Origin of the sequence: Pseudovibrio sp. M1P-2-3, from assembly GCF_031501865.1 — a bacterium.
Classification (GTDB): domain Bacteria; phylum Pseudomonadota; class Alphaproteobacteria; order Rhizobiales; family Stappiaceae; genus Pseudovibrio; species Pseudovibrio corallicola.
The window spans coordinates 195,001-207,540 of the sequence record NZ_JARRCW010000001.1; the positions used below are offsets into that span (position 1 = coordinate 195,001).

The window sequence follows — 12,540 nt, forward strand, 5'->3', positions numbered from 1 at the left end:
TAGCTCAGCTGGGAGAGCGCCTGATTTGCATTCAGGAGGTCAGGAGTTCGATCCTCCTAGGCTCCACCATCTCGCTTTGCTTGATAGTGAAGACTAGAGTTTTTAGCTTGCTGTGTTCCTTTGGAACAACATCTGAGGGCTCCACCATCTTTACCAAATCTATGTATGAAGAAAGACGTATCGTTTTGCTTGTATCGAAAGATATGAGCGTGTTCTGTGACATTTTGAAGAGAAGACATAACGGGCCGCGCCGCCTATCAGGCTCAGTCATATTTTAATATGATTGTGTACGGAGGTGTGACAACAATAGCCAGTTATCGAGGGTAGTTCTGCTAGTCAGTTCTATTCTTTAAACTAGCGTGCTCCTGACGACATCTTGATGTCTGTCAGACAAGAGTTCGCTGGAACACGGGGCCTGCTTGACCGCTAGGCCCGTCTGTTATGTCTCATTGGAATTGGTCTAAGTCATATCCTTGCAACCGGATATGACTTTTTTGAATTAAGTCTTTTATTGGTTTATCCATGCGATTGTGTGGGTATTGCTAATGAGAGTGATCAAGTGTCTTAAGGGCATTCGGTGGATGCCTTGGCGATAAGAGGCGATGAAGGACGTGATACGCTGCGATAAGCATCGGGGAGCTGCGAATAAGCTTTGATCCGGTGATTTCCGAATGGGGAAACCCACTCCTATATGGAGTACCCGCAAGGGGGCAAACCCGGGGAACTGAAACATCTAAGTACCCGGAGGAAAGGACATCAACAGAGACTCCGCTAGTAGTGGCGAGCGAACGCGGATCAGGCCAGTGGCTAAGTTTTAAGAACCGGAACAAGCTGGGAAGCTTGACCTTAGTGGGTGATAGTCCCGTACGGGTAGAAAGAAACTTAGTCCTCGAGTAGGGCGGGACACGTGAAATCCTGTTCGAACATGGGGGGACCACCCTCCAAGCCTAAGTACTCCTTATCGACCGATAGTGAACCAGTACCGTGAGGGAAAGGTGAAAAGCACCCCGACGAGGGGAGTGAAACAGTTCCTGAAACCGGATGCCTACAAACAGTTGGAGCTCAAGATTCGTTCTGGGTGACAACGTACCTTTTGTATAATGGGTCAGCGACTTAATTTAACGAGCAAGCTTAAGCCGATAGGTGTATGCGTAGCGAAAGCGAGTCTTAATAGGGCGTCTTAGTTCGTTGGATTAGACCCGAAACCGAGTGATCTAGCCATGAGCAGGTTGAAGGTGCGGTAACACGCACTGGAGGACCGAACCCACGAATGTTGAAAAATTCGGGGATGACTTGTGGCTAGGGGTGAAAGGCCAATCAAACTCGGAAATAGCTGGTTCTCCGCGAAATCTATTTAGGTAGAGCGTCCTGTGAATACTCCTGGGGGTAGAGCACTGGATGGGCTATGGGGGCTCACCGCCTTACTGATCCTAACCAAACTCCGAATACCAGGAAGTACTGCAGGGCAGACACACAGTGGGTGCTAACGTCCATTGTGGAGAGGGAAACAACCCTGACCGCCAGTTAAGGTCCCTAAGTTATGGCTAAGTGGGAAAGGATGTGAAGATCCCAAAACAACCAGGATGTTGGCTTAGAAGCAGCCATCATTTAAAGAAAGCGTAACAGCTCACTGGTCTAAATAAGGGTCTTTGCGCCGAAAATGTACCGGGGCTCAAGCCATACACCGAAACTGCGGGCTTGTCTTTGACAAGCGGTAGCGGAGCGTTCTGTAAGCTGATGAAGGGATACTCGCGAGAGATCCTGGAAGTATCAGAAGTGCGAATGCTGACATGAGTAACGATAAAGAGGGTGAGAGACCCTCTCGCCGAAAGTCCAAGGGTTCCTGCGCAACGCTAATCGGCGCAGGGTTAGCCGGCCCCTAAGGCGAGGCCGAAAGGCGTAGTCGATGGGAATGCAGTTAATATTCTGCAGCCAGTGGGTAGTGACGGATGCCGTGTGTTGTATCTCCTTATTGGATTGGAGGTGCAGCGAAGGCGTTCCAGGAAATAGCTCCCACGCTAAGACCGTACCCGAAACCGACACAGGTGGACAGGTAGAGTATACCAAGGCGCTTGAGAGAACTGTGCTGAAGGAACTCGGCAAATTGCTCCCGTAAGTTCGCGAGAAGGGAGCCCTATACGAAGGCAACTTTGTATGGGGGGCACAGAATTGGGGGTTGCGACTGTTTATCAAAAACACAGGGCTCTGCGAAGCCGCAAGGCGACGTATAGGGTCTGACGCCTGCCCGGTGCTGGAAGGTTAAGAGGAGCTGTGCAAGCAGCGAATTGAAGCCCCAGTAAACGGCGGCCGTAACTATAACGGTCCTAAGGTAGCGAAATTCCTTGTCGGGTAAGTTCCGACCTGCACGAATGGCGTAACGACTTCCCCGCTGTCTCCAGCACAGACTCAGTGAAATTGAATTCCCCGTGAAGATGCGGGGTTCCTGCGGTCAGACGGAAAGACCCCGTGCACCTTTACTACAGCTTCACACTGGTATTCGTGATGACATGTGTAGGATAGGTGGTAGACGTTGAAACCCAGGCGCCAGCTTGGGTGGAGTCATCCTTGAAATACCACCCTTGTCCTCATGGATATCTAACCGCGGTACTACAATATCCGGGACCGTGTGTGGCGGGTAGTTTGACTGGGGCGGTCGCCTCCCAAATGGTAACGGAGGCGCGCGAAGGTAGGCTCAGACCGGTCGGAAATCGGTCGTCGAGTGCAATGGCATAAGCCTGCCTGACTGCGAGAGTGACAACTCGAGCAGAGACGAAAGTCGGTCATAGTGATCCGGTGGTCCCTCGTGGAAGGGCCATCGCTCAACGGATAAAAGGTACGCCGGGGATAACAGGCTGATGATGCCCAAGAGTCCATATCGACGGCATTGTTTGGCACCTCGATGTCGGCTCATCGCATCCTGGGGCTGGAGCAGGTCCCAAGGGTTTGGCTGTTCGCCAATTAAAGCGGTACGTGAGCTGGGTTCAGAACGTCGCGAGACAGTTCGGTCCCTATCTGCCGTGGGTGTAGGAAATTTGAGAGGATCTGTCCCTAGTACGAGAGGACCGGGATGGACGAACCTCTGGTGGACCAGTTGTGGCGCCAGCCGCATTGCTGGGTAGCTATGTTCGGAATGGATAACCGCTGAAGGCATCTAAGCGGGAAACCAACCTCAAAACTAGATCTCCCTTGAGAGCCGTGGAAGACCACCACGTTGATAGGAGGCATGTGGAAGAGCAGCAATGCTCGAAGCTGAGCCTTACTAATAGCTCGATCGACTTGATCACTCCCATTAAGCTATACCCAAACAATAAGAACTTAAAACAAAGATCCGCCTGACAAGCAAAGCGCATGTCAGATAAGCTGATCGACAAAAAACAGACCAATTCCAGTTGCTTTTATCCTGCCCGGTGGCTATGGCGGGGCGCCCCCACCCGATCCCATCCCGAACTCGGCCGTGAAACGCCCCTGCGCCAATGGTACTTTGTCTTAAGACACGGGAGAGTAGGGCGCCGCCGGGCATGATAAAAGCAACAAAACTCAACAAAATGAAAACACAGAACAGCAAACACCCAAAACCCCGTCCACACTTCGTGGCGGGGTTTTGTCGTTTCTAAAAACACCCCTCACTCATACCCCGCAATGAGCAAAAGGGGATAAGCGGAACCTCAACGCCGCCCATAAACAATCAAACCGAAGCCTCTTGGAAATCCTCTTATCCCCCTGCGCTCCCAGCCCCCTAAAATGGGAGAGATGCAAAGGCAGGGGATAAGACGGCAGCCCATCATTGGCCGCCCTGTTGACACCAAAGCTACTGCGTAACAACACCCCGTTGAATTGCCTCATAAACCCGCGACAAATGGACAATCACACAAAGTTCCCGCAATCTGTACGCTCATAGACCGGCTCTGTACGGAAATGGGCGGTGTTGAATGCATATATTTACGGGATGGGCGAGACAGCCGGGTGAAGGAATTTGTGATGGGGCGAAACATCTAGGCTCAAAAGCAGGTTTTGAATCCATTTCACTAGCGTGACCATCTAACCAAATCTACGAGTTCTGAAACTTTAGTGTTTGCCGGTCCAGTACGATGGATTTGGGGATGGATTAATAAATCCAGACTATTCTCGAACTGCGTTGGCTTAAGCATAAGAAGGGTTGGACTTAGATGGATATTCTGATTGTAGGTGCCGGACCGACTGGTTTGACTGCGGCTTTGGAATTGTCTCGTTTGGGAATAAAACCAACCATTATAGAGCGTCGGGACAGTGCTTCGACTTTGAGTAGGGCAGTCGGGATAACTCCGCGTAGTTTGGGCTGACTTTCGCAGACCGGTGTTGCGCGACGACTTATTGAAGAGAGTATCCCAATGGATGGTCTTCTTGTTTTTCGAGGTGAAAAGCTTGCATTGGACCTACCTCTCCACTCCGATCGGACTTTCTTCCGCACTGTAATCGGTCTGGCTCAAGACCGTACCGAAGCCATTTTGGTCGACGCACTTGCTGAAGCCGGTGTATCGGTGAGTTATGGGATGGCACTGGATGACCTAAAAGAGCAAGATGGCGGTGTGGTTGCGATTTTCTCAGATGGGTCCGAGCACAAGTATGATCTGGTAATTGGTGCTGATGGTGTGATGAGTACTGTTCGAAAGTGCGCCGAGATTGCCTATCCGGGCATTGACCTAGAAGGGATTTGGTCGATTGCGGATGTGGAATCGGAAGATTGGCCGCACCCGGGTAAGATTGTTTTATTTCATGTTAGGCCGGGTGTAACTTTGGTTATTGGCCCTCTTGGGCCTACAAGGTATAGGCTTGTTGCCAGCACGCCCGATGCACTCAAGACAATTCCAGTACCAATAAATGTTTCAACCCTGCATAGGACAGGGACGTTTAATATATCCATTCGGCAGGCTGAGACTTACACGAAGGGCAGTGTTCATCTGGCAGGAGATGCTGCTCATTGCCATGCGCCCATTGGTGGCAGAGGAATGAATATGGGCATTGCAGATGCGACCGAACTTGCAAGGCGAATTGTCTACAGGACAACTGACGGCTATTCCAAACTACGCCATAAAAAAGGAGCTGAATCAGTTAAAACTACAGAACATGGCAGGAAACTGAGTGCTGGTATAACCTTGCCACGAAGGATGGCTTTTGGTGCGCTTCTGACTGCCGCAAATACATCCGGCCCGTTTAAACGATACTTAGGCCGGTTCCTTGTAGAGTTCTAGAACAATTTCTGCCATGCATAGGGTGAAGTGACTACCCTTCATCTGGCACTTTTGGTAGCGGGCTGAACAAATATATCCGACCACGGCTTGATGGATCCTGTGGCATTCCCTATGTAATTATAGAAATGAATATTCATTACTGTAAGTGGTCATGGGACGTCTTAGCAAAGAACAAGTGAGAGAGAATATCTTTGATGCGGTTGTTCAAATCACCGCAGAGAAGGGAGTTGGGGCAACGTCTATGGCGGATGTTGCGCGCACTGCGAAAGTTTCAGCTGGGACGCTTTACCTGCATTTTGAAAGCAAGGAAGCCATGCTTCAAGCCACCTATTTGTACTTGAAGCGCAAGTTCTATCATTCCTTGAGGCAGGAGCAGGCATCACAAAGCCCGAGGGCGGTGGTTGAGGGGGTGTGGCGTGATTTAGTAAACTTTTTATGCCAGCAGCCCAATGCATTTTTATTTCTTGAAACCGCAGGTGCAGCCCAACTTTTAACGGAAGAGCAGCGGGCGGAAATCGAGCCCTATCAGGAAGAACTAAGCGGGCTGATTCAAAGTTCTATCAATGCGGAGGCGGGGGAAGAAGTTTCCTTGAATGTGGCGCTGAACCTTTTAATCGGCTCGGCCATGCATTTGGCCCGTCGCAATGCGTTGAGCAGCGAACCTAGAAATGAAGCAGAAGTCTCCGAGACGTTTCTGCGTGTCTGGCGCAGCTTGGTAACCAAGTGAATGATTGATAAATAAGAGGAATACAAAATGTCGAAAGTGATCTTGATTACGGGAACATCCACGGGCCTTGGTGTGGAGCTGGCGGTGCAGGCGGCAAAAGCCGGCCACAAAGTTTACGCCAGCATGCGCAACCTGCACAAGCGGGAGGTGCTGGATGAGATGGCAAGGCAGGCAGGTGCCGCGCTGGAGGTGGTGCAGCTGGATGTGACGGATACTGCCAGCGTGAATGCTGCGATAGATCATATAATTGAAAGAGAAGGCCGTATTGATACGCTGATTAACAATGCGGGCGCGGGGTTTGTGCGAACGCTGGAGCAGGCAACAGAAGACGAAATCTCATGGGTTTTGGATGTGAACCTGAGGGGTGTGATGACCTGCACAAAAGCTGTGATGCCTTTCATGAGGAAACAGCGGAGCGGCCATGTGGTAAACATCGGCTCCGTAGGCGGCCTTGTGGGTCAGCCGTTTAACGAGGTTTATTGTGCAGCTAAGTTTGCCGTTGAGGGGCTGACGGAGTCTATGGCCAGCTATATCACGCCAAAATTCAGTATCCACTTTACCGTTGTGGAGCCCGGAGGCATTTCATCGGAATTTGGCGCAAACGTACTGCGTCAGATGGAAGAAACCGGCGGAATTCTGGATGATGAGTACGGCCCTATTCTACTGAAATATATTGAAGAAGCGCAGAAGCGGGCAGGGGAAGGTGATGTATACCAGACACCGGAACAGGTGGCTGAAGTCGTGATCGGCTGCGTGGAAAGCTCCAACCCACCGGTGCGGCTGCGTACATCCAAGTGGGCCGAGGACTTTACATCTTTAAAGACCGGACTGGACCTTGATGGCGAGAAACAGCGTGCCCGCGTGGTTGAACAGTTTTTGACTGAGTGAAGTAACACACAAAGGAGGCCGGACAGGCCTCCCTTTACTAAGGCTTTATCAGTTTCGCGGTTGCCGGAAGAGCTGGGAATCTCCTCGCTCTCAGCTGTAATCATGCGGGCTGAAAGTCATGCTGAATGACATTAAAGCCCTCTTCTTTCGAGGGCCTTTGAAAGTATGCGGTGAATTGATTGAACTGTTCTTCGCTCACCGTGTAGTGGTGTTGGCCGGATTGGTTACGCTGGTGAAGGCGCTCTTTGCAGGCTTCATCTGGTACATTGAGGTAATGAAGTTCATGGGTGATATCAGTTTCTTTATAAATCCCCTGCATCCACGCGCGGTCTTGCTTTGTATTGGCGGGAAAGTCCAAGGCGACAGACAGCCCCTGTTTTAACAAATCCACAATATGCGGGCGAAGCGCTTGTTTTAAGCGGTCTGTATACTTCACATAATCGCGCAGGGTTTTCAGTTCATCAGGATAAAGTGTTGCCATCCATTGGTCTTGAGAGATTAGAATCGCTTCGTGTTTACTGCTGAGCTTGGAAAGAAGCGTTGACTTGCCCGAAGCTATCTTCCCGCAGGCTAGCAGCAGTTTGGTTTTCTGCTTATCCATTATGGACCTCGGTTTGCCTAGTTTTGTGCAGGTTAAGCGATTTTTTACAGCTCAAATTCTCCCCTGTTCTTCGAGCGAAATACACTCGACACCAGTAGAACTCATAGACACGGCCATAGTCGCAGGCTTGCATTGGATGTTCATAGTATCACCTTCACTGTACCGAGTCTCAAAGACTATCCATCACATTAGCAAAAATGGAAGGAGTAGGTTGTACTCTAAAGCAAATGTCAGCAGCACTGAGCGGCTCTTTGATCTGCCCGTTTAATAAACACGTGTCTGTATATGCAGCTTGAAACAACAATAATAATAAAAGGAAACTGCCATGAACTTTATCGGTATGCGTGAAGCGGGGACTATTGAGGTGGGGGAGGTTCCTTTCCTGATTGATATGGTGGGGGAGACCTTCAAAGTTGGTGAGCTTGCCGGAAATGTCGGAGTTTCTATTCAGGTGTTATCGGGTGATATGGGCCAAGTGAAGTTGGCCGTTGGGGGAGAGTTTGCCCCTTCCACTATGTTTGATAGAGACCGTTTGTCTTTGACGAAAAGCGGGTGGGAGTTTGTTGAGGGCATTCGGCAGTGGTGCCGCAAAGCAAAAATACTTGATGTTCATGGTAAGCGCATTGAAGCCACTCATATTGACGTGACCTTCCATATCCAACCTCACTTAAGTGGTATTTCCTTTGGTGATTATGAAACTGCGTGGCTGTCTGCGCAGCAAATCAAGACAGATTTGGGCCTTGGAGGGGTGATCTTGGAGACAGCTGAAAGCGTTACAAGCAAAGTTGAAGCGAACTGCAAGCTATAAGGTCTAGGAGTTAAGGCTTGATCAGGTATGCAGCCACGGAAAAGGTGCCTGCCGGCTCAAGCCTTGGCGTGTGTACTTGGTTGCGGCTCTTGCAGACTTATTCCTTCAATAAATTTATTGGTGTCTTCCAAGGGCGCACTGAATATCTGGATTAAAACAGCTATTTAAGATAGGAGTTTGGGGCCTGTCAGATTTTGATGGGTGTGACGCGGGCCAAATTGTTCTAACCCAGTATCTTGAGTAGTTTTATGCTTTCAGTCGACCCTGTGATTTTTAAACTTGAAACCAGTATCGTTTTCCTGCCGCCTCTTGAGGCCCTTAAGCTGTTTGAAGCAGAAGCAAAAGAACATAATCTGGCGTTCACTCAAACAAGCGAGAGCACCTATCGCGCCGGTACGCAGGCAGGTGTTATCGATTTTCGGGTCACAGACAGCGCTCTGGACCTCAAAGTCAGCTCTCCCAGTAAAGATGCGTTGTATCTGCTGAAAGAAAGCATTGATGCGCATATCGTGCATTTTACCGAGGGGCGCGTGAAGCAGGCTTGGCAGGGAGATTTGCCAGCAGGCGCTTTGCCGCCAAACTTTACTAAGGCAACGGTTTTGGGAGCTGAAGCCTTTACCTGTAATTTTATGCGTGTGACTTTGCGTGTGCCGGATATTGAGCGCTTTAGTGCAGACGCACTCCACTTTCGGTTGCTCTTTCCCAAAAAACGCGGAGTTGGGCCTCAATGGCCGTTTGTTGACGAGAACGGGCGCACGGTTTGGCCTGAGGGCGATAAAGAGCTGATGCGTCAGGTGTATACGGTTCGTAGTTTCAATAAGGCGCAGAGCACGTTCGATCTGGATGTGTTTATGCATGAGGACGGGCCCACATCTGAATGGGCGAGCCGGGTGAGTGCAGGTGATGAGGTCGGATTGCTAGGGCCTTCCGGCGGAGTGTTGCCAAAAGAGAAGTTTGTGCTGTTTGCAGGCGATGAGACCGCGTTTCCCGCAATTTGCAGAACGCTCTTGGATCTTCCCAAGGATACGTGCGGCAAGGTGCTGTTGATGGTGTCTTCTGAAAAAGACGAGCGGTTTGTTGTAGACGCACCTGAAGGAATGGATGTGGAATGGGTGCTGCGGGACGGGCAAGGGCAGGATGTACTGCTTGAAGCTGCAAAAACTGTCGCGCTGGAGGGCGAGAAAGACAGTTTTGTCTGGTTTGCCGCCAACAAGGAGCTCTCTAAAAAGGCACGGAAGTATTTCCGCAATGAGCTGGGGTACACCGCGAAAAACAGCTATATTGCTGGCTATTGGGAGTGAAAGGCGCTCAGCGCTCTTCCTTGATACATTAGGGGCTAAGTTATCTTGATGGGACCGTTTTTAGCGCAAAACCTGCCGACACTCTATCAGGTGGAAGGGCTGAAAGGGCACGGGTGTGTGGTCCCTCCTTCTTCCAGAACCGATCTGTTTCACGTGGAGGGGCCAGATGCGGGGGTGATTGCAATTCCTCCAAACTTGCAGCGGGCAGTTGCCAAGCGGCGCAATGAGTATCTGGCGGGGCGTTTGTGTGCTGCCCATGCACTGAACGCTTTGGTGGGTAAAACGCCTCATGTGGGCACTGGAGAGAAGCGTGAGCCCCTGTGGCCCGCGGGTATTATCGGCTCCATTACCCACGCAGGGGACGCCGCCAATGCGGTTGTGGCCCATGCCACCAGTTTTGACGGGGTGGGCATTGATCGCGAAGTCTTGGTGGAGCGGGGGCGGGCTGCAAGCCTCTTGCCCCAAATAGGCACAGCACAAGAGATGGCCCTGCTGTCGTCCGAGCTAGACTTTGCCAGCGCCTTCACGCTCATGTTCTCTGCCAAGGAAGCGCTCTATAAAGCCGTCTTCCCGACTGTGAAGCGGTTTATCGGGTTTGAGGAAGCCCGGTGTATGGGAATTGGTCAGGGAACGCTCAAGCTGGCTTTCACCTCACCTGACCTGCTGCACTTTAACGATAGGCTTTCCCTCTCCTATGAAGTTGGAGAACAGGACATTCGCACACTGTGTTTATTGAGAGCAAGGTGAGGCAGTTGCCTGCATAAGCTATAGTTAATAGGCGTCTAAAGTCTCATTGTTTACGCGTCACGGCTTGGGTAGATGTTGCACGAGTTTTATTAGGTAAAGTATTGATGCAAGCAAAATTATTTTGGCGGCGTTTGTTCGCCTATTTCGCAGATTTGTTGATTTTAGGCGCGGTCGTGACACTGATTGCACTCGCTTATAATAGTGCGTTTTCAACGCGTATCCTAGCTCCGGAGCTGCTTTCGTCTTCTGCGTGTATGACGAGCACTGATCTGGTTTCAGAAGAGAAGATGAATGAGCTTTTTCCTCTTGAAAACGGACAGGCTCACTTACAAGTGTTGTGCAAGCAAACGAACATGTTTGCCACCACATTTTACACGCTCACACTTCAAAAAACATGGAGTGAAGGCAATCGGAGCTATTCCGTTTATACGAGCTACCCAGCCGATGAAAATGGAAACTACAGATTCTATGTTGATTCTGAACCCTTTTTCTACATATTGGCCCCGCTCGTTTTTGCTTTGTTTCTCGCCAAATGGGGGCAGACGCCGGGAAAAGCTCTCTTCAATCTGGCCGTATATAGAGATACTCGGGAAAAGCCGAGTTTAAAAGATGCTCTTAAACGTGAGTATTTGAAGGGAAGTGTGTTTGTATTAGCGTCTCTTGTCGGCTTTTATGACCTGTATACGACGAGTACATTTGACTTGAGTGGGCAAGCCCAGCTGGCAACGTCTCTTTTTGAAAAAATGCTGCAACCTGATTTCCTGATGTTATGGCTGGGAGGTGCAGCTCTTATTGCATTGGCTGTATTTTGGTTCTTATTCGGCTCGTTCATACGCTGGAAAGGCCGTTCCTATTGGGACCGCTTTGCCCATTTGAATACAGGTCTCTCAAAGGACTTTTCAAAGCCAACGGAAAGCTAAAAAGCCATCAAGGTTCCTGCTGTTTTGCAGTAAGTAAATTTCAGCCCTGCCGAGCCTGAGTTTTTGGTGTGGTTCTGATCCTAGACAATTATACCAACGGCACCTGTTTTTGACTCGGGATGAGGATTCCCAAATCACTTGAATTGTGATTCAACATTGGGAAAGGAGATTCCCAATGTCAGCGATCCCATTGCGCCGAGACTATGATGCTTCTTCGTTACGAACTCTTGCTTGTCAAAGTAAGGATGTCAGGCAGAGCCGCCGCCTTCTTGCTCTTGCTGCTGTTTATGATGGGTTGTCGCGCTTGGAGGCGGCACGCATGGGCGGCATGGACCGCCAAACACTGCGAGACTGGGTGCATCGGTTTAACGCAGAAGGGCCGCACAGCCTGTACAATCGTAAGATCCCGGGCCGTGTCCGGTGGTTAAATAAAGAGCAAATGGCTGAATTTGCAGATCTGGTTGAGGCTGGGCCTGATTTACAACAACACGGCGTAATTCGCTGGCGTCGGCGGGATCTGCAAGGTGTGATCGAGCAGAAGTTTGGGGTCAGCTATAGCGAAAGGGCTATTTCAAGCCTCCTCAGAGTTCTGGGATTTTCTCGGGTCAGCGTTCGGCCACAGCACCCGGCACAGGACGAGCAAGTTATGGAGACATATAAAAAAACTTCCATGCCCGGCTTAAAGAAATAAAAGCGCGCTTGCCCTCACAAACATCCATGGAAATCTGGTGGCAGGACGAAGCCCGCATTGGTCAAAAAAACGGGCTCACCAGAAGGTGGGCAAAAAAAGGAACGAGACCACGGGCTCCCAGCGACGGGCGCTATCAATCAACTTATGTATTCGGGGCCATCTGCCCCGCCCACGGCAAAGGGGCAGCACTTGTTTTGCCCAAAGCCAATACCAATTCCATGCAGCTTCACCTTAAAGAAATCAGCCGAACCGTCGCCAAAGGGGCGCACGCAGTGGTCCTGATGGATCAAGCGGGTTGGCATACAACGGCAAAACTGAAGTTGCCTGATAATATAACCATCTTGCTGCTCCCACCCCGTTCTCCGGAGCTCAACCCGGTTGAAAATGTTTGGCAGTACTTACGGCAAAACTGGCTCTCTAACCGAACCTTTCAAGACTACCAGGAAATTGTCGATGCCGCCTGTTCCGCTTGGAATAAGCTTATTCAACAACCCCACACAATCACATCAATCGGTAGACGAAATTGGGCGCATACAGGTCAATTATAAGTGCCGTTGGTATTAGAGCGAATTCTTGTCGTTTGATTGAGTTCAATCAAACGACAAGAATTCGCTCAATATAAACAAGTT

Annotated in this window: 8 protein-coding genes, 1 tRNA gene, 2 rRNA genes and 1 pseudogene (1 of these 12 only partly in view); 11 read left to right on the forward strand and 1 reads right to left on the reverse strand. The window is 50.3% G+C overall.

Annotation, left to right across the window (positions count from 1 at the left end; translation table 11 throughout):
* From P6574_RS00900 to P6574_RS00925, 6 genes and pseudogenes are all read left to right on the forward strand, one after another.
* A tRNA-Ala gene (locus P6574_RS00900) sits at nt 1–69 on the forward strand (it extends 7 nt beyond the left edge of the window).
* A 484-nt stretch (nt 70–553) separates the two neighbouring features.
* Nucleotides 554–3,284, forward strand: a 23S ribosomal RNA gene (locus P6574_RS00905).
* 119 nt (nt 3,285–3,403) lie between these two features.
* Nucleotides 3,404–3,518, forward strand: a 5S ribosomal RNA gene (gene rrf, locus P6574_RS00910).
* Between the two features lie 648 nt (nt 3,519–4,166).
* Nucleotides 4,167–5,228: pseudogene (locus P6574_RS00915) on the forward strand (FAD-dependent oxidoreductase).
* 151 nt (nt 5,229–5,379) lie between these two features.
* A complete protein-coding gene (locus P6574_RS00920) occupies nt 5,380–5,955 on the forward strand; it encodes a TetR/AcrR family transcriptional regulator (RefSeq protein WP_310618527.1) in 576 nt (191 codons plus the stop codon).
* Nucleotides 5,956–5,982: 27 nt separating this feature from the next.
* Complete coding sequence (locus P6574_RS00925) at nt 5,983–6,843, forward strand: SDR family oxidoreductase (RefSeq protein ID WP_310618528.1); 861 nt, start codon at nt 5,983–5,985, stop codon at nt 6,841–6,843.
* A gap of 100 nt (nt 6,844–6,943) precedes the next feature.
* On the opposite strand, the gene P6574_RS00930 is transcribed toward P6574_RS00925, so the two are convergent.
* Nucleotides 6,944–7,444: an AAA family ATPase gene (locus P6574_RS00930; protein ID WP_310618529.1), complete on the reverse strand. Its 501-nt coding sequence runs from the start codon at nt 7,442–7,444 to the stop codon at nt 6,944–6,946.
* A 325-nt stretch (nt 7,445–7,769) separates the two neighbouring features.
* On the opposite strand from P6574_RS00930, the gene P6574_RS00935 reads away from it, so the two are divergent.
* From P6574_RS00935 to P6574_RS00955, 5 genes are all read left to right on the forward strand, one after another.
* Nucleotides 7,770–8,252: a hypothetical protein gene (locus tag P6574_RS00935; protein WP_310618530.1), complete on the forward strand. Its 483-nt coding sequence runs from the start codon at nt 7,770–7,772 to the stop codon at nt 8,250–8,252.
* A 248-nt stretch (nt 8,253–8,500) separates the two neighbouring features.
* On the forward strand, nt 8,501–9,553 hold the full coding sequence (locus P6574_RS00940) for a siderophore-interacting protein (protein WP_310618531.1): 1,053 nt from the start codon (nt 8,501–8,503) through the stop codon (nt 9,551–9,553).
* 48 nt (nt 9,554–9,601) lie between these two features.
* The gene (locus P6574_RS00945; protein ID WP_310618532.1) at nt 9,602–10,300 is read left to right on the forward strand and encodes a 4'-phosphopantetheinyl transferase family protein; all 699 of its coding nucleotides are present in this window, start codon (nt 9,602–9,604) and stop codon (nt 10,298–10,300) included.
* A 104-nt stretch (nt 10,301–10,404) separates the two neighbouring features.
* The gene (locus P6574_RS00950) at nt 10,405–11,220 is read left to right on the forward strand and encodes an RDD family protein (protein ID WP_310618533.1); all 816 of its coding nucleotides are present in this window, start codon (nt 10,405–10,407) and stop codon (nt 11,218–11,220) included.
* Nucleotides 11,221–11,395: 175 nt separating this feature from the next.
* Nucleotides 11,396–12,459 (forward strand): IS630 family transposase gene (locus P6574_RS00955; RefSeq protein ID WP_310618534.1). Its coding sequence is split into 2 segments (ribosomal slippage): nt 11,396–11,879 and nt 11,879–12,459, totalling 1,065 coding nucleotides; the frame shifts between segments, so codons are not numbered across the junction.
* Nucleotides 12,460–12,540 lie beyond the last annotated feature (81 nt).